This is a genomic window from Verrucosispora sp. WMMD1129, assembly GCF_029581255.1.
GTDB lineage: Bacteria > Actinomycetota > Actinomycetes > Mycobacteriales > Micromonosporaceae > Micromonospora > Micromonospora sediminimaris.
In genome coordinates, this window is sequence record NZ_CP120741.1 from 4,133,586 (window position 1) to 4,153,451 (window position 19,866).

The 19,866-nt window shown below is 72.0% G+C and carries 20 protein-coding genes; 14 read left to right on the forward strand and 6 right to left on the reverse strand.

Going from position 1 to position 19,866, the window contains the following annotated elements; genetic code table 11:
• Positions 1–26: 26 nt before the first annotated feature.
• Entirely contained in the window at positions 27–1,136 is a 1,110-nt protein-coding gene (gene proB, locus O7624_RS19240; protein WP_282236793.1) for a glutamate 5-kinase, read from the reverse strand.
• A gap of 61 nt (positions 1,137–1,197) precedes the next feature.
• Between proB and O7624_RS19245 the strand changes: the two genes are divergently transcribed.
• From O7624_RS19245 to O7624_RS19255, 3 genes are read left to right on the forward strand one after another with little or no spacing between them, the layout of a single operon-like run.
• Positions 1,198–1,503: an MGMT family protein gene (locus tag O7624_RS19245; protein ID WP_282236794.1), complete on the forward strand. Its 306-nt coding sequence runs from the start codon at positions 1,198–1,200 to the stop codon at positions 1,501–1,503.
• A 41-nt stretch (positions 1,504–1,544) separates the two neighbouring features.
• Positions 1,545–3,020, forward strand: a complete 1,476-nt coding sequence (locus O7624_RS19250) for an MFS transporter (protein ID WP_282236795.1) — start codon at positions 1,545–1,547, stop codon at positions 3,018–3,020.
• A complete protein-coding gene (locus O7624_RS19255) occupies positions 3,017–4,480 on the forward strand; it encodes an aminotransferase class V-fold PLP-dependent enzyme (protein ID WP_282236796.1) in 1,464 nt (487 codons plus the stop codon). The genes O7624_RS19250 and O7624_RS19255 overlap by 4 nt, the downstream gene beginning before the upstream one ends.
• Positions 4,481–4,585: 105 nt before the next feature.
• Here the strand turns inward: O7624_RS19255 and O7624_RS19260 are convergent, their stop codons facing one another.
• The gene (locus O7624_RS19260; RefSeq protein ID WP_282236797.1) at positions 4,586–5,539 is read right to left on the reverse strand and encodes a hypothetical protein; all 954 of its coding nucleotides are present in this window, start codon (positions 5,537–5,539) and stop codon (positions 4,586–4,588) included.
• 253 nt (positions 5,540–5,792) lie between these two features.
• Here O7624_RS19260 and O7624_RS19265 point away from each other — a divergent pair, with 253 nt between their 5' ends.
• From O7624_RS19265 to O7624_RS19275, 3 genes are all read left to right on the forward strand, one after another.
• Positions 5,793–6,371, forward strand: a complete 579-nt coding sequence (locus O7624_RS19265; RefSeq protein ID WP_282236798.1) for an NADH-quinone oxidoreductase subunit B — start codon at positions 5,793–5,795, stop codon at positions 6,369–6,371.
• Positions 6,372–6,500: 129 nt separating this feature from the next.
• On the forward strand, positions 6,501–7,817 hold the full coding sequence (locus O7624_RS19270; RefSeq protein WP_282236799.1) for a DUF2252 domain-containing protein: 1,317 nt from the start codon (positions 6,501–6,503) through the stop codon (positions 7,815–7,817).
• Between the two features lies 1 nt (position 7,818).
• Positions 7,819–8,649: a hypothetical protein gene (locus O7624_RS19275; protein ID WP_282236800.1), complete on the forward strand. Its 831-nt coding sequence runs from the start codon at positions 7,819–7,821 to the stop codon at positions 8,647–8,649.
• Here the strand turns inward: O7624_RS19275 and O7624_RS19280 are convergent.
• Positions 8,554–9,600, reverse strand: a complete 1,047-nt coding sequence (locus O7624_RS19280) for a glucose 1-dehydrogenase (RefSeq protein WP_170863404.1) — start codon at positions 9,598–9,600, stop codon at positions 8,554–8,556. The genes O7624_RS19275 and O7624_RS19280 overlap by 96 nt on opposite strands.
• A gap of 148 nt (positions 9,601–9,748) precedes the next feature.
• Between O7624_RS19280 and O7624_RS19285 the strand changes: the two genes are divergently transcribed.
• Entirely contained in the window at positions 9,749–10,552 is an 804-nt protein-coding gene (locus O7624_RS19285) for an NADH-quinone oxidoreductase subunit C (RefSeq protein ID WP_282236801.1), read from the forward strand.
• Positions 10,552–11,514, forward strand: coding sequence for a complex I subunit 1 family protein (locus O7624_RS19290; protein WP_093403566.1), 963 nt, complete (start codon positions 10,552–10,554; stop codon positions 11,512–11,514). Before O7624_RS19285 ends, O7624_RS19290 begins: the two co-directional genes overlap by 1 nt.
• Positions 11,515–11,610: 96 nt before the next feature.
• Here the strand turns inward: O7624_RS19290 and O7624_RS19295 are convergent, their stop codons facing one another.
• Together O7624_RS19295 and O7624_RS19300 are read right to left on the reverse strand one after the other, a co-directional pair.
• Entirely contained in the window at positions 11,611–12,660 is a 1,050-nt protein-coding gene (locus O7624_RS19295) for a glutathione S-transferase C-terminal domain-containing protein (RefSeq protein WP_282236802.1), read from the reverse strand.
• Positions 12,661–12,846: 186 nt separating this feature from the next.
• Positions 12,847–13,572: a CPBP family intramembrane glutamic endopeptidase gene (locus O7624_RS19300; RefSeq protein ID WP_282236803.1), complete on the reverse strand. Its 726-nt coding sequence runs from the start codon at positions 13,570–13,572 to the stop codon at positions 12,847–12,849.
• A 61-nt stretch (positions 13,573–13,633) separates the two neighbouring features.
• On the opposite strand from O7624_RS19300, the gene O7624_RS19305 reads away from it, so the two are divergent.
• Entirely contained in the window at positions 13,634–14,224 is a 591-nt protein-coding gene (locus tag O7624_RS19305; RefSeq protein WP_282236804.1) for a TetR family transcriptional regulator C-terminal domain-containing protein, read from the forward strand.
• A gap of 4 nt (positions 14,225–14,228) precedes the next feature.
• On the opposite strand, the gene O7624_RS19310 is transcribed toward O7624_RS19305, so the two are convergent.
• A complete protein-coding gene (locus tag O7624_RS19310; protein WP_282236805.1) occupies positions 14,229–14,651 on the reverse strand; it encodes a Uma2 family endonuclease in 423 nt (140 codons plus the stop codon).
• 95 nt (positions 14,652–14,746) lie between these two features.
• Between O7624_RS19310 and O7624_RS19315 the strand changes: the two genes are divergently transcribed.
• The 5 genes from O7624_RS19315 (at position 14,747) to O7624_RS19335 (ending at position 19,865) form a co-directional block, all read left to right on the forward strand.
• Positions 14,747–15,385 carry an NADH-quinone oxidoreductase subunit I gene (locus tag O7624_RS19315; protein WP_282236806.1) on the forward strand — a complete coding sequence of 213 codons (639 nt, stop codon included), beginning with the start codon at positions 14,747–14,749 and terminating at the stop codon, positions 15,383–15,385.
• Complete coding sequence (locus O7624_RS19320; RefSeq protein WP_348774957.1) at positions 15,382–15,918, forward strand: NADH-quinone oxidoreductase subunit J; 537 nt, start codon at positions 15,382–15,384, stop codon at positions 15,916–15,918. Before O7624_RS19315 ends, O7624_RS19320 begins: the two co-directional genes overlap by 4 nt.
• A complete protein-coding gene (gene nuoK / locus O7624_RS19325; protein ID WP_282236807.1) occupies positions 15,915–16,301 on the forward strand; it encodes an NADH-quinone oxidoreductase subunit NuoK in 387 nt (128 codons plus the stop codon). Before O7624_RS19320 ends, nuoK begins: the two co-directional genes overlap by 4 nt.
• Positions 16,298–18,247, forward strand: a complete 1,950-nt coding sequence (locus O7624_RS19330) for an NADH-quinone oxidoreductase subunit L (RefSeq protein WP_282236808.1) — start codon at positions 16,298–16,300, stop codon at positions 18,245–18,247. The genes nuoK and O7624_RS19330 overlap by 4 nt, the downstream gene beginning before the upstream one ends.
• Before the next feature lie 76 nt (positions 18,248–18,323).
• Positions 18,324–19,865 (forward strand): NADH-quinone oxidoreductase subunit M, encoded by a 1,542-nt coding sequence (locus tag O7624_RS19335; RefSeq protein WP_282236809.1) that lies wholly within the window; start codon positions 18,324–18,326, stop codon positions 19,863–19,865.
• The last annotated feature ends 1 nt before the right edge of the window (position 19,866 follow it).

Sequence of the window (19,866 nt, forward strand, 5' to 3'; positions counted from 1 at the left end):
CACAACTCCTCAGGTTGGACGGTCTCTTACAGCAGCACCAGGTCGTCGCGGTGGACGACCTCCCGTTCGTACGCCGGGCCGAGCGCCGCGGCGAGGTCGGCGGTCGACCGCCCGAGCAGGCCGGGCAGCTCGATCGCGTCGTAATTGACCAGCCCTCGGGCCACCGGTGCGCCGGAGGTGTCGACGAGGTCGACCGGGTCGCCGGCGGTGAAGGCGCCGTCCACGGCGGTGATCCCGGCGGGCAGCAGCGACTTGCGTCGCCCCACCACCGCGGCGACCGCGCCCGGGTCGAGGTGCAGCCGGCCCCGGGGCGCGGTGGCGTGGGCGAGCCAGAACAGCCGGGCCGCGGGTCGCCGGAGGCTGGGGTGGAAGAAGGTGCCGACCGGCTCACCGGCCAGCGCGGCGACCGCCTGGGCGGCGGAGGTGAGCACCACCGGGATGCCGAAGCCGGTGGCGATCCGGGCCGCTTCCACCTTGGTCATCATGCCGCCGGTGCCGACTCCCGCGCGGCCGCTGCCGCCGATCTCGACACCTACCAGGTCCGCCTCGTCGCGTACCTCGGGGATGCGGCGGGAGCCGGGTCGGGTCGGGTTCCCGGTCCAGAGCGCGTCGACGTCGGAGAGGAGTACCAGCAGGTCGGCGTCGACCAGCGCGGCCACCAGCGCGGCCAGCCGGTCGTTGTCGCCGAACCGGATCTCCTCGGTGGCGACCGTGTCGTTCTCGTTCACGATCGGCACCGCCCGCAGGTCGAGCAGCTTGCGCAGGGTGCGGTACGCGTTGCGATAGTGGGCCCGTCGGGTCACGTCGTCGACGGTGAGCAGCACCTGGCCGACGGTACGGCCGTGCCGGGCGAACGCGGCCGCGTACCGCCCGATCAGCAGGCCCTGGCCGACGCTGGCGGCGGCCTGCTGGGTGGCCAGGTCTCGCGGTCGCCGGGGCAGACCGAGCGGGGCGAGGCCGGCGGCGATCGCGCCGGACGAGACCAGCACCACCTCGCGGCCGTCAGTGGCCCGTAGGCCGAGGGCGTCGACCAACGCGTCGACCCGCCCGTCGTCCAGACCGCCGCTGGCGGTGGTCAACGAGGAGGACCCGATCTTGACAACGACCCGCCGGGCCGCCGTGACTGCGTCGCGCACCCGCCCATTCTGCGCTGTCGTCGCGGCGTGGCCTGTCGCCGTTCCCATAGTCTGGCCGCTTGTGACACCTGACGAGTACGTCGAGGCCGTGCTGGAACTGGTCGACCGGATCCCACCCGGCCGGGTGATGTCGTACGGAGCGGTGGCCGAGGCGCTGGCCGACCGCTCCGGGCGGACGTCGGCGCGGCTGGTTGGGGCGATCATGGCCCGCCATGGTGCTGGGGCCCCGTGGCACCGGGTGGTGAACGCGTCCGGCGGGCTGCCGCCCCGGCTGGCCCGGGAGGCGCGGGCGCGTTGGCTCGCCGAGGGGACGCCGCTGCGCGGTACCGGGGTGAACATGCGGACGGCCGCGTGGTGGCCCGGGTAGGGGATGTGACCCCCGCCATAACGTGAGTAATATTCGGCCCCATGACCGCGCCGCCGGGTGGCTCCGGCCCACCGCCCACCCCCGGACAGCCCGCGCAGAGCCCAGCCCCACCGGGCACGCTGCCCAGGGGCGTGCACGCCGGCTATGCGCTCGGCTCGCTGGCGACCGGGGCCTTCGGCACCGTGCCGGGTCTGCTGCTGCTGCCCTATCTGACCGACACCCTCGGGGTGGCCGCCGGCGTGGCGGCCCTGCTGGTGCTGCTGCCGAAGGCATGGGACGTACTGGTCAACCCGGTCGCCGGGCGGATCTCCGATCGCACCAGGTCGAGGTGGGGCGCCCGTCGTCCGTATCTGCTCTTCGGCGGGCTGGCCCTGGCCGTGCTCTTCGGGGCCATCTTCGCCGCGCCGTTCGGCGCCGGTCCCGCCGCCGGGGCGTACGTCGCCGTCGCCTTCCTCGCCACCGCGACCGCGTTCGCCTTCTTCCAGGTGCCGTACGTGGCGATGCCGGCCGAGCTGACCAGCGACTACGCCGAACGTACCCGGATGATGACCTGGCGGATCGCGGTGCTGGCGCTGGCCATTCTGGTTGCCGGCGCGGTGGCCCCACTGGTGCGTGATGCGGCCGGCGGAGGTGTACCCGGACACCGATGGATGGGTGTCTTCGTGGCCGCCCTGATCGCGCTCGGTGCCGTCGGCGCCTTCCTCGGCACCCGGTCCGCTCCGCAGGGCGCGGTCGGCGAGAGTGAGCCGAGCCTGCGCGCCCAACTGGCCGTCGCGGCCCGCAGCCGGCCCTTCCGGGCGCTGCTGCTCTGCTTCGTGGTGCAGTCCGCCGGGGTGGCCACGATCCTCGCCGGGGTCCAGTACTTCGCCGACCACGTGCTGCGGGACTCGACGACCGGCCCGACCGTGCTCTTCGTCTGCTTCGTCGGACCGGCGCTGGTGGTCATGCCGCTCTGGTCGCGGGTGGGCGCCCGGGTGGGCAAGCTCGCCGCCCTGGTCGCCGCGTCGTTGATCCTGTCGGCCGGCGGACTGGCGCTTGTCGCCGCGCCGGTGCTGCCCACCGCCGTGGTCTACCTGCTGGTCGCGGTGCTCGGCGTCGGGTACGCCGGTCAGCAGGTCTTCGCGCTGGCCATGCTCCCGGACTGCATCGCCTACGACACCGTGCGCACCGGGCGTCGGCAGGCCGGCGTCTTCACCGGGGTGTGGACGGCCGGCGAGACCTTCGGACTGGCCCTGGGCCCCGGCATCTACGGACTGGTCCTCGCCACCACCGGCTACGTCTCCTCCACCACCGGTACCGCCGCCACCCAGTCCGACACCGCCCGCCTCGGCGTCCTGCTCGGCTTCACCATCCTCCCCGCCCTCCTCATCGGCCTGGCCACCCTCCTGCTCCGCCCCTACGACCTGACCCCCGCCCGCCTCTCCGCCCCCACCCCACCCCCAGCCACCGCCGATCATGCAGTTGTGGCAGGAACAAAAGCCGCTGAAAGCCACGGAAAGGGCGCCACAACTCCATGATCGACGAGAAAAGGCCGGACGGGACGCCGGCGGAGCAGGTGCTGGCGGAGATCCGGCAGCTGCGCGCGATGGATCGGCCGACGCACGGGGGGCGGTTGTTCGCGTACGTGTACGACCCGGCGGTGCCCGGGCTGGACGCGCTCGCCGCTGCCGCGTACGCCGAGAGCGCCCACGTCAACGGGCTCGACCCGACCGCCTTCCCCTCCCTGCTGGCCATGGAGAACGCGCTGGTCGCGGCGGCGGCGCGACTGCTCGGCGGCGGGCCGGGCACGAGCGCTCCCGAGGTCGTCGGCAGCGTCACAAGCGGCGGCACCGAATCGCTCATCCTGGCCGTGAAGACCGCCCGGGACGCTCGGCCGGACATCACTGCGCCCCGGATCGTGGTACCGGCCAGCGCCCATGCCGCGTTCGCCAAAGCGGCCCATTACCTGCGGGTGGAACTCGACACCGTGCCGATCGACCCGACCACGCTACGACCGGCGGTCGCCGACGTGGCTGCCGCCGTCCGGCCGGAGACGGTGCTGGTGGCCTGCTCCGCCCCCTCGTACGCGCACGGCGTCGTGGACCCGGTCGAACAGATCGCCGAGGTGGCCGCCGCCGCAGGGGTGCGCTGCCACGTCGATGCCTGCTTCGGCGGCTGGACGCTGCCGTACCTGCGTCGCCTGGGTCTGCCGGTGCCCCCGTTCGACCTCGCCGTGCCCGGGGTCACCTCGATCTCGGTGGACCTGCACAAGTACGCGTACGCGCCGAAGGGGGTGTCGGTGCTGCTGCACCGCGACCCGCAACTGCGCGCCCCGCAGTACTTCGCGTACGCCGACTGGCCCGGGTACACCATGATCAACCCGGTGATCTCGTCCACCCGTTCGGGCGGTCCGATCGCCGCCGCGTACGCCACCCTGCGGCACCTCGGCGACGACGGCTACCTGGCGCTGACCCGCCGCACCTGGACGGCGGTGGGCACGCTGGCCGACGCGGTACGCGCCACCGAAGGGCTGCGGCTGGTCGCCGAGCCGGAGTCGACAGTGGTCTGTTTCACCGCCGACGATCCCACGCTCGACCTGTTCCTACTGGTGGACGAGCTGACCGCGCGGGGTTGGCACACTCAACCACAGCTCCGGTACGCCGACCTGCCGGCCAGCGTGCACCTCACGGTGACCGCGGCGGTGGCGCCGCGGGTGGCCGAGTTCGGTCCGGCGCTGGCCGACGCGGTCGCCGCGACCCGCGCCGCCGGGCCGGTCGAGCTGCCGTCCGACCTACTGGCGATGGCCGGCAGCCTCACCCCGGAGGCGCTCACCCCGGAACTGGTGGCGGGACTGGCCGAAGGGCTCGGCCTGGGCGGCGGCGCTGGTGCTCCGGACCGGATGGCGGTGGTCAACACGCTGCTCGACGCCGCCCCGGCGGCGGTGCGGGAGCGGCTGCTTGTGGAGTTCGTCGGGCTGCTCCAGCGCCCGGCCTGGTGACCCGACGACGCCAGCGCCTGCCCAGTGACCCGATGACGTCGACGCCCGGCGTGGTGACCGACGACGTCCGGCCGGCGCCGTGGGCACCGGCCGGACGAGGGGCGGTCAGGCCGCGTCGGCCACGCGAACCGTGAATGATGCGGTGTTGTCGGCCGGGTCGGCGTCGGTCACGCTGTCGCCGTACCACTGGGTGCTGAGCTGCAACGAGACGGTGCCGAGGTCGCCCGGCACGGTCTCCGGCTCGGCGTGCAGCAGCACGTCGAAGCTCCGCTGTTCGCCGGTCATGAAGCGGTCGCCGGGTACGACGAAGTTGGTGAAGGAGCTCGGGGCGTCCTGCGGATCGGTGCCCCAGATCACCACGCCCGCCGGCAGGCCGGTCGCCTCGACCCACAGGTACTCGTGCGCGGTGTCGCCGGCCCACCCGACGGTCACCGGCAGCCTGCCCTGGTAGCTGCCGTCCGCCTGCCGGGTCAGCGTCACGGCCCCGGCCGTGGTGATGTCGGCGCGGGCCTGGCTGTCCTGCACGTAGGGCACCGGGTTGCGCAGCGAGCCCGAGGTGGAGCGGAAGCGGGCGGCGAAGCTGGCCCGGTCGGCGACCTCGTCCCGACCGTCGCCGATGTTTACCGAGATGCGCCCGCCCTTCGCGATCATCGCGACGTCCCGGGTCGGGGTGAGCACGTCAAAGGCGATCGAGAACGACCGGCTCTCGCCCGGCTCGATGTCGCCACCCGGCACCGAGCAGGTGGCTGTCCGTCGGTTGTCCTTCGGCGCGCCGAAGCCGCACGCCTCCTCCGGGCTGAGCATGCCCAGCGAACCAGCGACCGGCTCGACGACGTAGACGCTGAAGTAGGTGGCGGCCGGGCCGTTGTTGGTCACCGTGACCGGCAGGCTGCCGTGGTAGCCGCGGTCGGTCGGTTCGAGCACCAGCCGACCCACTGAGATGTCGGCGGTGGGGCTGCCGGTGGTGGGCGCGGCGGCGGCCGGTGCGGCGAGCGGCAGCAACACCGCGCCGGTGCCGAGCAGGATGCCGGCCAGCCGACGTCCGGTACGTGTCCTCATCTGGAAGGTCCTCCCGTGGTTCCCCGTCACCGCGCGGCTCGTCCGCGCGGTGTCACAAGTGGCACGCGACGGGCGTCGATCCGGTTGCCGACTCTTCTGCCGGAAGCCCGACAGCGATGCAGCCGTACGCGTAGCGATCCTCGTCGTTGTCGTGGTTCGGGCCCCGAGATGCGGAGTGCGCGACCCCCTGCCGGCCCGGGTTTCCGGCCTCGAACATTGTGGTTGACTGTCGGGGACAGGAGGGGGAGCGGTCGTGCAGCTGCCTGCGGTGCTCGGTGAGCCGATCCGGTTCGTGCTGAACTGGGGCCGCCGCTACTCGCTCTGGGTCTTCAACTTCGGGTTGGCCTGCTGCGCCATCGAGTTCATCGCGACCAGCATGTCCCGCCACGACTTCATGCGACTCGGCGTGATCCCGTTCGCGCACGGCCCCCGGCAGGCAGATCTGATGGTGGTCTCCGGCACCGTCACCGACAAGATGGCCCCGGCGATCAAGCGGCTCTACGACCAGATGCCCGAGCCGAAGTACGTGATCTCGTTCGGTGCCTGCTCGAACTGCGGCGGCCCGTACTGGGACTCGTACTCGGTGACCAAAGGGGTCGACCAGCTGATTCCGGTCGACGTCTACGTGCCCGGCTGCCCGCCTCGGCCGGAGGCGCTGCTGCACGGCATCCTCCGTCTCCAGGAGAAGATCGCCGCCGAGCAGTCCGGCATCGGCGGGGTGCCGCGCACCGACCCGCTCGCCGCACCGGTCGACGCGCCGCCCAGCGACGGCACTGCGGTCCGCTCCGTCGCTTCCCTGACCTCGCCACCGGTACGCCCGCCGCGCGCCTGACCGGGGCGACGCTGCTGGGTCGGGTCGCGGCCGGTGCCCGGCCGGGTGCGGGGGGCGGTCCGGTCGGTCCGGCGAGACCGGTCGCTCGGCTGGCCGTCCGGGTGGTGAGGTTTCGCTAGCGTACGGATCATGACCGACCTCGCCGAGCAACGTTCCGCCTTCATCATCGAGGTGCTGACCGAGGAGTTCGGCACCCTGATGGCGCTCGACCCGGCCGCCTTCCGGCGCAAGTTCCGCAAGATGGCCGCCTCGCCGTTCGCCTTCTACCGGGGCAGTGCCAGCCTGTTCTACGCCGATCAGCGTGGCGACTTCGCCGACGACAGCTTCCTGGACGCGCGGACCAGCCGGGTGTGGATCCACGGCGACCTGCACGCGGAGAACTTCGGCACCTACATGAACGGCTCCGGCCAGCTCGTCTTCAACGTCAACGACTTCGACGAGGCGTACGTCGGGCCGTTCACCTGGGATCTGCGACGGTTCGTCGCCAGCGTGGCGTTGATCGGCTACACCAAGGCGCTCTCCGACCGGATCATCAGCGACCTGGTCACCTGCTTCGCGAACGCGTACCTGATCGAACTGCGGGCCATCGCTGCCGGCGGGGACGACGCCATCGGGTCGATCACCCTGGACAACGCCGACGGTGTGCTGCGCCGGGTGCTCCAGCAGGCGCGGTTGAACACCCGGGTCGACCTGCTGCGGGGACAGACCACCATCGACAACTACGAGCGGCGCTTCTCCGTCGGCGACGGGGTGTACGAGATCGACGGTGACGTGCGGGCGCGGGTGTGCGCGGCGTTCGAGGCGTACCTGGACACGCTGCCGCCCACCACGGCGCAGGCCCGGCCGCTGGCCGCCCAGATCAAGGACGTGGTGCTGCGCAAGGGGGTGGGCATCGGCTCGGCCGGACTGCCGTCGTACAACCTCCTGTTGGAGGGGCACACCCAGGCACTGGAGAACGACGTCGTGATCTACATGAAGCAGGCTCAGGTGCCGGCGGTGGCCCGGTACATCGACGACGAGCGGGTCCGCGGCTACTTCCGGCACCAGGGACACCGCACCGCCGAGTCGCAGCGGGCCCTCCAGGCACACGCCGACCCGTGGGTCGGCTTCACCGAACTCGACGGCGTCGGCCAACTCGTCGCCGAGGTGTCCCCGTACGCGGCCGACCTCGACTGGTCGGACGTCAACGAACCGGAGGAACTGGCCGGGGTGCTGGTCGACCTGGGACGGTCGGTCGCCCGGATGCACTCGGTGGCCGACGACGAGTCCAGCCACGACCTGGTCGACTACTCGACCGAGGAGGCCATCGTCGCCGCTGTCGACGCGGACACCGCCGGCTTCGTCGGGCACCTGGTCGACTTCGCCCACACGTACGGGGTACGCGCCCGTCACGATCACCAGCTCTTCGTCGACCTGTTCCGCAACGGTCGGCTGCCCGGGATCTGAGGTGCCCAGACGCCTGCCCCGGTCGCTGGCCTGGACGCTACTCGCGCTCGCGCTGTCGAGCTTCGCGGTGGGGGTGGTGTGGGAAGCACGTGCCCTGGACCACATGCAGCAGCATCCGTACCTGGTCAACGTCCTGTCCGGGATGACCGGCTTCGCCACCAGCGCCCTGGTGATCACGCTCGGGGTCGACCGCGTGCTGCGGCGGGAGCACCTGCGGCGCTGGGGACGGATGATGGGTCAGGCGGTGGGCCGGATCCAGGCGGACCTGATGGACATCGTCGAGTGGCACCTGAGCGATGGACGGATCCGGCGGGAGCGTCATCGGTACGGGTATGCCGAAGGGCTGCTGGACACGCACCTGCTCGTCCGGACGCTCGTCACGGTAGCTGACCGTGGCGGACTCCGGGGGCCGGTCGATCGGGATCGGCTGGAGAGCCTGTTGCGCGTCGTCGACGAGTTGCTGGCGGTCTCCGTACCGGCCTTCGAACGTGCCTTCGACGTGCTCGCCGATCCCGCCGTGGAACGGGCGGTCGCCGAGATCAGACACGGCCGGGACCTCCTGTCGGAGGGGGTGGATGGAGAGCCGGCTCAGGTCGACACCAGGGCATTGCTGCTCGGCTCGATCGAGCTGGTCCGAGCGCTGACCGCGGTGGCAACCTACCGGCCCTACCGGAAGATGGTGCTCCGCCGGCAGCGGCTTCGTGGCGCCCGTCGCGCCAAGGAGGGAGCGACCGGCTCAGGCGGCGAAGTCGAGGACGACCTTGATGTCCTGCGGTCCGGGGGAGTAGGCGGTGGCGTACTGGGCCAGCGGCACCCGGCGGGTGATCAGTGAGCCGAGCCAGGCGTGGTCGGCCTTGGACAGTGCCTCGGCGGCGCCCTCCCAGTGACGCCGGTTGGCGTTCACCGACCCGAAGACGACGTTGTTCTCCAGGACGAGGGTCCGGTTCAGTGCGCCCGCGTCGAAGTCGATCGTCCGGCCGCCGCTGGACACCCCGGCCAGGCACACGATCCCGTTGGGGCCGACCTTGCACATCGCCTCCAGCACGACCACTGGTGCGCCGGTGCACTCGATGATGACGTCCGGTTCGAGGTCAAGCTGATCGAGCGGTCCGGAGTGGTACGTCGCACCGAGCGCGCCGGCAAGCGCCGGCTTGGGGCCCTCGGTGGCCAGATCGAGCACGTGCACCGAGAGACCCCGCTGGCTGGCCAGCAGCGCGGCGAGCAGGCCGATCGGCCCGGCACCGGTGATCAACGCCGTGCGGGGCTGCCACTCCGCCCGCAGGCCGATCCGGTCCACGTGGTCCCACGCCTTGACCATCACACTTGTCGGTTCGAGTAGCATGCCCACCTCGATCAGCGACGGGTCGAGCCCCACGGCGAAGCGGGGCTGCAACCGCCACCGCTCGCGGGCGAAGCCCGGCAACGCCTTGATGCCGTGCTCGGTGAACAGGCCGTTGCGGCACATGTCCCACTCGCCCACCGCGCAGTTCGGGCAGGGCATCGGATCGGGGTGCCGGACGATCCCGGCCACCAGGTCGCCGGGTTGCCGGGTACCGGTCGGATCCTCCAGCACCCGGCCCAGCGACTCGTGACCGAGCACCAGGTGGTCGGTGTCGGGCGGGGCCTCGCCGTACTGTCCGTCGATGATTTCGATGTCGGTGCCGCAGACGCCCACCGAGAGGGCCTCCACCAGGATCGGTCCCTCCTCGGGGGCCGGTTCCGGGTAGTCGTCGAGGAGCCGCAGCGAGCCGGGTACTCCGGGAATGACGGTCACAGCGCGCACGGGTCCATCCTGGTGACCACCGACGACCGGCATCGGCGAAGTCCGCGAGAGTCACCCGCCCGCGTGCACCCGTCCGGTCGGTCGGGTGCCGTCTGGCTCCGCATCGGCTCGGCCGAGGACTCCGGCCACAGGGCCTAGGATCAGCGACATGACACCGGAAGAGGTCGGCCAGCGGCTCGTCGCGTTGCTTGCGCCCGTCGAGGCCACCGCGACGGTCTCCGGCGGTGAGGTCCATTCCCGGGCCACCATCGACGTACCCCCGAACGCCTGGCGGGCCGCGCTGCTGGCCGCCCGCGACGACGCCGAGCTGGCCTTCGACTACTTCGACTGGCTGTCGGCCGTCGACGAGTTGGCCGACGGGTTCGACGTGGTGGCCCACCTCTGGTCCATCACGCACCGGCACGGGGTGCTGCTGCGTGCCCGGGTGTCCCGCCAGACACCGATTGTCGACTCCGTGGTGGCGGTCTACCCGGGGGCCGCCTGGCACGAGCGGGAAACCCACGAGATGTTCGGCATCGACTTCGCCGGGCACGCCGAGCTGCGCCCGCTGCTGCTGCCCCCGGAGTTCGAGGGGCATCCGCTGCGCAAGGAGTTCGTACTGGCCTCCCGGGTGGCGAAGCCCTGGCCGGGTGCGAAGGAGCCGGGTGAGTCGGAGGCCGGCGGTGGACGTCGCCCGATCCGACCCCCGGGTGTGCCCGCGCCGGGCGAGTGGGGAGTCGTGCCGACCCCCGCCGGTGCCGGTGGGGTGGGGGAGGGGCCGCGCGGCGGCACCCCGGCCCGCCCCGCCCGGGAACGCCCGGCCCGTCCGGCACCGGGTGCCCGCGGGCCGCGTACCCCTCGGGATGCCGGCTCCGCCGGGGCGGGCTCCCGGCCGCGCCCCGGCGGTCCGGCGCCTGCGGATGGGACAGCATCCGAGGGTGGTCCGGCACCGGATGACGGAGGTAGCGACTGATGCCGCTCTGGCTGGAACTGGTGGTCCGGATCGGTGGCGTGCTGGCTGCCTTCCTCGTGCTGCCGCTGTTGGTCGGACAGGCGGAACACAAGGTGATGGCGCACATGCAGGGTCGGCTCGGCCCGATGTACGCGGGCGGGTTCCACGGCTGGGCGCAGTTGATCGCCGATGGGGTGAAGTTCGTCCAGAAGGAGGACGTCACTCCCCGAGCCGCCGACCGGCCGGTGTTCCGGCTGGCTCCGGCGGTGGCGCTGGTGCCGTACCTGCTGGCCCTGCTGGTGATCCCGCTCGGCCCGAACGACCTGGTCGGCCAGCCGCTCGACGTCGGGCTGTTCTTCGTACTGGCGGTGGTCGGGGTGGGCGTGCTGGCCGTGCTCATGTCGGCCTGGGCGTCGGCCAACAAGTACAGCCTGCTCGGCGGGTTGCGCGGTGCGGCACAGCTGCTCGGCTACGAGTTGCCGCTGGTGCTGGCCGCCGCGTCGGTGGCGATGGCCGCCGGGACGCTCAGCCTCTCCGGCATCGTCGAGGCGTGGCAGCCGTGGTGGCTGCTCTGGCAGGCACCGGCGATGGTCATCTTCTTCGTGGCCGGGCTGGCCGAGATCCGCCGGCCGCCCTTCGACATGCCGGTCGCCGACTCGGAGCTGGTCTTCGGCTACCTGACCGAGTACACGGGCCTGCGCTTCGCGTTCCTGCTGCTGGCCGAGTACGTCGGCATCGTGGTGATCGCGGCGCTCACCACCGTGCTGTTCCTCGGCGGCTGGCAGGGCCCGTTCGCCGACGCGCAGCTCGGCTGGCTCTGGACCCTGCTCAAGGTCGCCGCCGTCAGCTTCGTGATCATCTGGCTCCGGGTCTCCTACCCACGACTCCGCGAGGACCAGCTCCAACGCCTCTGCTGGCTCGTCCTGGTCCCCGCCGCCCTGGCCCAGCTCGTCCTCACCGCCGCCATCCGCCTAACCCTCTAACCAAAATCCCGTTGATCAAGAAGTTTTGGTCGGGATCCGCGCGGATCCCGACCAAAACTTCTTGATCAACCCGGACGTCGCGCGGGGTGGGCGGGGCTAGGGGGTGGGGAGGGGGGTGTGGGCGGGGTTTACGCGTTCGGCGGGGGTGGGGGGTGCGGGTGGGGTACCGGTGCCGAAGGGGTGGCCGCCGAGGGACTCGCGGTCGTGGGGCTCCAGCCAGTTCGACAGGTCGGGGCCGAGCGGTACCACGCCGGTCGGGTTGATGTCGCGGTGCACCTCGTAGTAGTGCCGCTTGATGTGGTCGAAGTCGATCGTGTCACCGAAACCGGGCGTGGTGAACAGATCCCGGGCGTACGCCCACAGCACCGGCATCTCGCTGAGCTTCTGCCGGTTGCACTTGAAGTGGCCGTGGTAAACCGGGTCGAAGCGGACAAGCGTGGTGAACAGTCGGACGTCGGCCTCGGTGATCGTGTCGCCGACCAGGTAGCGCTGCCCGGCGAGTCGTTCACTGAGCCAGTCGAGCCGGTCGAACAGCCGCCGGTACGCCCGCTCGTACGCTTTCTGGCTGCCGGCGAAGCCGCACCGGTAGACGCCGTTGTTGACGTCGGCGAAGACCACCGCGTTTACCTCGTCGATCTCGCCACGCAGGTGCTCCGGATAGAGCTGCGGCGCACCGGGACGGTGGTACGCGGTCCATTCGGTGGACAGGTCCAGGCTCATCTGGGCGTAGTCGTTGGTAACCACCTGTCCGGTGGGCACGTCCACGATGGCCGGCACGGTGATGCCGCGGGGGTAGTCCGGGTAGCGCGCGAAGTAGGCCTCCTGGATGCGCTCGATGCCGAGCACCGGGTCCCGCCCGTCGGGGTCGAGATCGAAGGTCCAGCTCCGCGCGTCGTGCGTCGGACCGGCGACGCCCATCGAGATGGCGTCCTCCAGGCCCAGCAGTCGCCGCACGATGATCAGACGGTTGGCCCACGGGCAGGCACGGCTGACCACCAGTCGGTAGCGGCCCGGCTCGACCGGGTAGCCGTCCCGCCCGTCGGCGGTGATCCGGGTGGTGATGTAGTTCTGGTCCCGCTTGAACTCACCTGGCTCGACGTACTTCCCGGCGGTCTGAGTCCGGTCTGCGCCGTTGTTCTCCGTCATCGTCCCGCTCTCTGCCGTGCCAGCTCGCGTCCGGTCCCATCATGGCTGATGCCCCGTCCGCCGGCTCGGCGAGCGCGCCTGCCCGTCCGCCGGCTCGGCGCATGCGAGCGGTGTACCGGCGGCGAATCGGGAGTCGGTGAGGCCGTGCAGTGTCGAAGGCCGAGGGCGGTTGCCGCCCGGCGGTGATCAGGCGGCCTGCGCGGCGAAGGCGAGCGCGACCAGGCTGCCGTTGCTCACCGCGTGGGCGACGATCGGTACCCACAGGTTCCGGTGCCGCCGCAGCAACCAGGCGAAGAGCAGACCGGCGGCGAACGCGCTTATGGCGTTGAAGCCTCGGGGCAGGTGCATCACCGCGAAGAGGGCGGCAGAGGTCAGGATCGCGGCGACGGCCGGCAGTCGGGCGGCCACCCCCTGGAAGAAGACGCCCCGGTAGAGCACCTCCTCGTACATCGGTGAGGCGATGGCCGCGAAGAAGAGGGCGAAGGTGAACTGGGCCAGCAACGGGCCGGCCGGGTAGCCGCCCTCGCCGCCGCCGTCGGCGGTCAGCGCCGCCGGCAGGACGAGCAGCAGGGCGAGGGTGAACGCCGCCTTTGCCAGACCCCAGCCGCCTGCCGCGCGTAGCTGCGCGGGCCGTGGGCGGTGCAGCAGGAGTGGAGCGCGTACCGCACCGAACCGGTGGTATGTCACGGCGATTCCGACCAGCAGCTGGACGCTGTTGATCGCAAGCCAGGCGACACCCAGGGCGACCACCTCGGAGGCGCCGAGTGCGGCCGGCCCTTGGGCGAGCAGGTCGGCCACCGTGGCGTTTGCCAGGCCGAAGCCAACCGCGAGGACGATCACCAGGTCGAGCCAGGTGAACCGGGTCGCGGTCGGGCTCGGGGTGGGTGGGGCCGGGGCGGTCTGCGTACTCATCGCCTTAATGTTAGTCAGGCGACCTATTTAGGTCAAGCGACCTATAACGTATCATCGCCTCATGCCGAAGGTGGTCGATCACGAGGAGCGCAGGCGGCGACTCGGTGCCGCCGCCTGCACCGTGCTGAGTCGTACCGGGGCGGCCGGGACGACGGTCCGGGCCGTCGCGGGTGAGGCGGGGATGCCACTGGCCACCGCCCAGCACTATTTACCGACCCGGGAACTGATGGTTCGGGCCGCGATGGCGCATCTGGTCGACCGGGTCGTCGACCGGGCTCGGATGATTCGGACCGGACCGACCGCCCTGGACACACTGCGGCTCGCCGTACTGGAACTCGTGCCCCTGGACGCCGACCGGATCTTCGAGGCGCGGGTCTGGTTGGTGCTCACCGCCGAATCCCTGATCGACGAGCGGATCGCCGGCGTGCTGCGGGACAACGCCGCCGAGCTACGCGGCAATCTTGAACGCCTGATCGACGAGGCCCGCGCGGACGGCAGCATCGCTCCGGACGTCGACGTGCCGGCGGCGGCGAGCGGGCTCGCCACACTGCTGGACGGGCTGACGGTCCGCCTGCTGTCGACCGCGCTCAGCCCTGCCGAGGCTCGCGCCGAGGTCAACGCCCATTTCGCCAGTCTGAAGAGACAGTCGTGACAGGTCAGCGGGAGCGGGGAGTGATCCGGGCGAGAGGGGTGTCCATGTCCCACGGGTCGGCCAACAGGATGCCGTCGCTCGTCCGGGAGGCGATCTCCACCGCCAGCAGAACCTCGTTCGGCAGGTAGGAGGAGGGGTTGCGGGCAGCCGCGTCCAGCTCGGTGACCAGCAGGTCGGGAATGAGAGACCGGGTGCGGGACGTCCGCACCGACACCCCCTGGGTGACGTCGAATTCGGCGGGGCAGGTCTCCTGCAAGGCGGCGCCGAGCAGCATTGCGATGGATTGGTGCAGTCGCGTGAGGGAGGGCGACACGATCAGTTGTCCGTCCAGGAGTTCACGGCGGCGGCCGTCGTCGGGCAGGCGGTCGAGGTCGTCCGTCGTCCACTCGCCCGGCGCCAGGTAGTCGTCGCGCAGCGCGACGGTCATTGACGGGTCCTTTCCGGCGTGTCGTTCTCCCCGTGGCGACGGTACTACCGGCTACCCCCGGGTGGTGGTCGCGCGCGCCGTGCCCACAGGGCAGGATGTTCGGCATGAGCGAGCGCGAGCGAAGCGAGGCGACCGGCCTGCCCGGCAGCGGCTTGGTCAAGGGGCTCGCCGTCACGTTGAAAACGATGACAAAACGCTCCACCACGGCGCAGTACCCGGACGTCGCCCCGGAGCTGCCACCCCGCTCGCGTGGGGTGATCGCGCTGTTGGAGGAGAACTGCACGGTCTGCATGCTCTGCGCCCGCGAGTGTCCGGACTGGTGCATCTACATCGACTCGCACAAGGAAGAGGTGGCGGTCCCGGGCGCCGCCCGGGCCCGGCAGCGCAACGTGCTCGACCGGTTCGACATCGACTTCTCGCTCTGCATGTACTGCGGCATCTGCATCGAGGTCTGCCCCTTCGACGCCCTCTACTGGTCGCCGGAGTTCGAGTACGCCGAGTACGACATCAAGGACCTGCTGCACGACAAGGACCACCTGGGCGAGTGGATGGCCACGGTCCCGCCGCCACCGGCGCACGACCCGAACGGCGAGCCGGCCAAGGAGGAGACCGCCGCCGCGCGCAAGGCCGCCGTCCCGGGCTCGTCCGCCGCCCGTCCGACCACCCCGGGGGTACGGCCCGAGCGCCGCCCCGCACCACCTCGCGCCGCCGACGACGAAGGTACGCCCGCGTGACCGGGGTGGACGCGCTGCTGCTCGCCCTCGGCGCGGTGGCGGTCGGCTCGGCGGCGCTTGTGGTGGCCACCCGGCACCTGGTCCGTGCGGGTCTCTACCTGGTGGTCTGCCTCGGCGCGGTGGCCGGCATGTACCTGGTACTCGCCGCCGAACTGGTCGCCTGGGTGCAGGTGCTGATCTACGTCGGCGCGGTGGTGGTGCTGCTGTTGTTCGCCGTGATGCTGACCCGTGCGCCGATCGGCGCCTCGGACGATCTGGACCGCCCCGGCTGGCCGGCCGCGCTGATCGGCGGTGGGGTGGGGCTCGGGTTGGCGGCGTTGCTCGTCGACGCGTACCGCTGGACGACCGTGGAGCTGCCCGAGGCGGGCACCGCCGAGCGTCTCGGTGAGCAGGTCTTCAGCAGTTGGGTGCTGCCCTTCGAGGTGCTGTCGGTGCTGCTGCTCTCGGCACTTGTGGGGGCCATCGTGCTGTCCCGCCCCGACATCGGCGCCAGCAGGGACGACGCGACGGGCGATCGGGGGCGGTCGCGGTGAGGCCGGTCATCCCGTACGTCACCGCCGCGCTCCTGTTCGGCCTCGGCGTGTACGGCGTGCTGCGGCGGCGCAACGCGGTGCTGGTGCTGATGTCCGTCGAGCTGATGCTCAACGCGGTGAACCTGATCCTGGTCACCGCCGACACCACGGCGAAGGCGGTGCTGCCGCACGGCGGGCAGGTCTTCGCGTTGTTCGTGATCGTGCTGGCCGCCGCCGAGATCGGGGTGGGTCTGGCGATCGTGCTCCAGCTCTACCGGATGCGGGCCAGCGTCGCCGTCGACGAGATCCCCCTGACCGAACAGCACGCCGCGAAACCGGTCGCCGCCACGACGGTCGGCCAGGCGTCACGGGCCGTCGGAAGCGAACCGGAGGGACCGCGGTGAGCGTCACGACGTTTGGTGCGTTGCTGCCGGCCGTACCGCTGCTCGCCGGCCTGACCGGCCTGCTGCTGCCACCGTCGCCGCGCGGCGCGGCCATCGGCGAGGCGGCGGCCCGCCGGGTGGCCGCCACCGTTGGCATCGCTGGCGCGGCCGGGGCGCTCGCCTTGGCGGTGGCCCTGCTGGTCACCCTGGACGGCCCGGCCGAATCTTCGACCACCTGGATCGAGTTGGGCGGGCTCACCGTCACCCTCGGGGTACGCCTCGACGGCGCCGCCGCCCTGGTCGCCGTCGCGGTCACCACGGTCGCCCTGGCGGTGCAGATCTACTCGACCGGCTACCTGCGGCAGGGGCCACCCGAGGAACCCGACCACCGTTACCCGCCGTACGCGGCGCAGGTCAGCCTCTTCACCGCCGCGATGCTGCTGGTGGTGGTCTCCGGGGACCTGATCCTGCTGCTGGTCGGCTGGGAGGTGATGGGCCTCTGCTCGTACCTGCTCATCGCCCACGACCGGCGGCTGCCGGAGGCGCCGGCCGCCGCGATGAAGGCGTTCCTGGTCACCCGGGTCGGTGACGTCGGCTTCCTGCTCGGCATCGCGCTGCTCGGCGTCTCGGCGGGCAGCTTCCGGATCGCCGACGTGCTCACCCACGACCACGGCACCACCACGCTCACCGCCGCCTGCCTGCTGCTGCTCGCCGGGGTAGCCGGCAAGAGCGCCCAGTTCCCGCTGCACACCTGGCTGCCCGACGCGATGGCCGGACCGACCCCGATCTCCGCGCTGATCCACGCCGCGACCATGGTGGCCGCCGGCGTGTACGCGGTCACCCGGCTGTGGCCGCTCTTCGAGGCCACCCCGACCGCGCTTGTCGTGCTCGGCGTGATGGCCTCGGTGACCCTGCTGCTCGGCGCGCTGGCCGCCACCGCCCAGGACGACATCAAGCGGGTACTCGCCTGGTCGACGGTGTCGCAGATCGGCTACATGACCGGGGCGCTCGCCGTCGGATCCCCGCCGGCCGCGCTGTTCCACCTGCTCACCCACGCGGCGTTCAAGGCACTGCTGTTCCTCGCCGCCGGTGCGGTGATCCACGCCGTCGGCACCACCCTGATGTCCCGGATGGGCGGGCTGCGGCGCAGCATGCCGGTGACCTTCTGGTGCACGGTGATCGGGCTCGGCGCGCTGGCCGGCGTACCGCCGCTCTCCGGTTTCTGGAGCAAGGAGGGGGTGCTCGCCGCCGCCGAGCAGGCCGCCCTGCACGGCGACGGCCCGGCACCGGCCTGGGTGGGCTGGCTGGTCTGGCTCGCCGGGCTGGTCGGTGTCGCCGTCACCGCCTGGTATGCCACCCGGCTGTTGCTTGGCACCTACTTCGGTGCGCCCCGCACCCCGCTTGACCGGCCGCCACACGATCCGCCGGCCGTGCTGCGCTGGCCGGTGCTGGCGTTGGCCGTACCGGCGGCCCTGCTCGGCCTGGCCGGCTTTCCGGGCTGGTTCTCCCGCCAACTGCAAGCCACCCTGCCCGTCGCTCCCGACGCCGTGTCGGATCTGCTGCCGTCGGACGCGCTGATTCACCTCACACCGACCGTGCTGCTGCCGCTGGCGCTGCTGGTGATCGGTGCCGGCCTGGCGTGGGTCGGGTGGCGGCGGGGCGGCGGTGCCGACCCGGTGGCCGCGCTCGGTCCGCTGCGGCCGGTCTTCGCCCGCGCGTTCCGGCTCGACGACGTGCAGCACACCCTGGTCGTACGCCCGACCACCGCGATTGCGCGCGCGGCGCGTACCGCCGACGAGCGGGTGGTGGACGGTGCGGTCACCGGCACCGGACGCGCCGTGGGTGCCCTCGGCGGCAGGCTGGGCGTCCTGCACCGCGCGGCGCTGCCCCGGGCCGCCGCCGCGGTGCTGGCCGGCGCGCTGCTGATCGGCCTGGCCGCGGCGGCCCTGATCGGAGCGACGGCATGAGCGAACGTCAGCGAGCACACCACCTACCCGGCGTCCCGGTGCCGCCTGCCGGCCCGCCGGTCAGCGGGGGGCCGGCATGAACGTCGGGGAGTTCCTGCTGGTCTCGGTACTCGCGGTGCCGGCGCTCGGCGCGCTGGCCGTGGCGGCGACGCCCCGCGACCGGGCGGCGCGGATCGTGGGCACCGTGGCCGCCGCACTCACCCTCGTCGCGGCGGCGTCGCTGGTCGCCGGCCGGAACGCCGCATGGTCGGCGTACGCGCCCCAGGACGCCGCCGGGGCGGTGCGTCCCTGGCACTCGATCGACCTGCCCTGGGTCCCCGGGCTGGAGCTGCGCTTCCACCTGGGCGTCGACGGCATCTCCTGGCCGCTGGTGGTGCTCACCGCTCTGCTGACCCTGCTCTGCTGCGGCTACACCCTGTGGCGGGTGCCGGGCGGAGGCGACGGCCGGGCCCTGGTGGCGCTGCTGCTGGTCGTCGAGGTCGGCATCCTCGGCACCTTCCTCGCCTTCGACCTGGTGCTGTTCTTCCTCTTCTTCGAGGTCGTCCTGCTGCCGATGTACGCGATCATCGTCGGTTGGGGCGGCGACGGCACCGACCCGGCGGCACTGGACGCGCGGCGGCGGGCGGGGCGGAAGTTCGCCCTCTACACCCTGTTCGGTTCGGTGCTGTTGCTGGTCGGCGTGTACGTGGTGGTGGCCGCCGCCGGCACCGCCGACATCGTGGCGCTGACCGGCGGCACCGAGCTGTCCCGCACCACCCAGCTCGCCGCCTTCACCCTGCTCGCGCTGGCCTTCGCGGTGAAGAGCCCGCTGTGGCCGCTGCACTCGTGGCTGCCCGACGCGCACACCCAGGCACCCACCGTCGGCAGCGTGCTGCTCGCCGGGGTGCTGCTCAAGATGGGCACGTACGGTCTGATCAGGGTCGCCGTCGGGGTGGCCCCCGAGGGCGCCAGGTGGGCGGCACCGGTGCTCGGTGTGCTCGCCGTCGCCGCCATCCTGATCGGGTCGCTGGTCTGCCTGGCGCAGAGCGAGTTGAAGCGGCTGATCGCGTACTCAAGTGTCGGGCACATGGGCTTCGTCCTGCTGGGAGTCGCCACCCTGACCGCCACCGGCATCCAGGCGGCGCTGATCGGCAACGTCGCCCACGGCATCATCACAGGTCTGCTGTTCTTCCTGGCGGGCGCGATCAAGGACCGTACCCACACCGGCGCGCTCAGCGAGCTGTCCGGGCTGCGGGAGACCGCCCCGCGCCTGTCCGGGCTGCTCGCGTTCGCGGCGGTCGCCTCGCTGGGGCTGCCCGGGCTGGCCGGCTTCTGGGGCGAGGCGTTCGCCGTGGTCGCCGCCGTCGAGTCGGGTGGTGCGCTGTGGACCACGCTGGCGGTGCTGGCCGCGATCGGCGGGGCACTGACGGCGGCGTACCTGCTGCGACTGTTGCGGCGGGTGACCCACGGCGAGCCCAGCCCGGCGGTCGCCGCGCTCGGGCCCAAGCTGGCCGGAGCCGAACTGGTCGCCTGGGCGCCACTGGTCCTCCTCGCGCTGGCCGTCGGGCTGGCCCCGACGCTGGTGCTGGGCTTCGCCGAAGCTCCGGTCGAGGCCCTGGTGGGAGTGGTGGCGCGATGAG

Coding starts and splice junctions, on each gene's coding strand:
- O7624_RS19290 (WP_093403566.1), top strand. CDS start 10,552: ATGCCGCTCTGGCTGGAACTGGTGGTCCGGATCGGTGGCGTGCTGGCT.
- O7624_RS19310 (WP_282236805.1), bottom strand. CDS start 14,651: ATGACCGTCGCGCTGCGCGACGACTACCTGGCGCCGGGCGAGTGGACG.
- O7624_RS19260 (WP_282236797.1), bottom strand. CDS start 5,539: ATGAGGACACGTACCGGACGTCGGCTGGCCGGCATCCTGCTCGGCACC.
- O7624_RS19335 (WP_282236809.1), top strand. CDS start 18,324: ATGAACGTCGGGGAGTTCCTGCTGGTCTCGGTACTCGCGGTGCCGGCG.
- O7624_RS19270 (WP_282236799.1), top strand. CDS start 6,501: ATGACCGACCTCGCCGAGCAACGTTCCGCCTTCATCATCGAGGTGCTG.
- O7624_RS19250 (WP_282236795.1), top strand. CDS start 1,545: ATGACCGCGCCGCCGGGTGGCTCCGGCCCACCGCCCACCCCCGGACAG.
- O7624_RS19255 (WP_282236796.1), top strand. CDS start 3,017: ATGATCGACGAGAAAAGGCCGGACGGGACGCCGGCGGAGCAGGTGCTG.
- O7624_RS19315 (WP_282236806.1), top strand. CDS start 14,747: ATGTTCGGCATGAGCGAGCGCGAGCGAAGCGAGGCGACCGGCCTGCCC.
- O7624_RS19300 (WP_282236803.1), bottom strand. CDS start 13,572: ATGAGTACGCAGACCGCCCCGGCCCCACCCACCCCGAGCCCGACCGCG.
- O7624_RS19295 (WP_282236802.1), bottom strand. CDS start 12,660: ATGACGGAGAACAACGGCGCAGACCGGACTCAGACCGCCGGGAAGTAC.
- O7624_RS19285 (WP_282236801.1), top strand. CDS start 9,749: ATGACACCGGAAGAGGTCGGCCAGCGGCTCGTCGCGTTGCTTGCGCCC.
- O7624_RS19305 (WP_282236804.1), top strand. CDS start 13,634: ATGCCGAAGGTGGTCGATCACGAGGAGCGCAGGCGGCGACTCGGTGCC.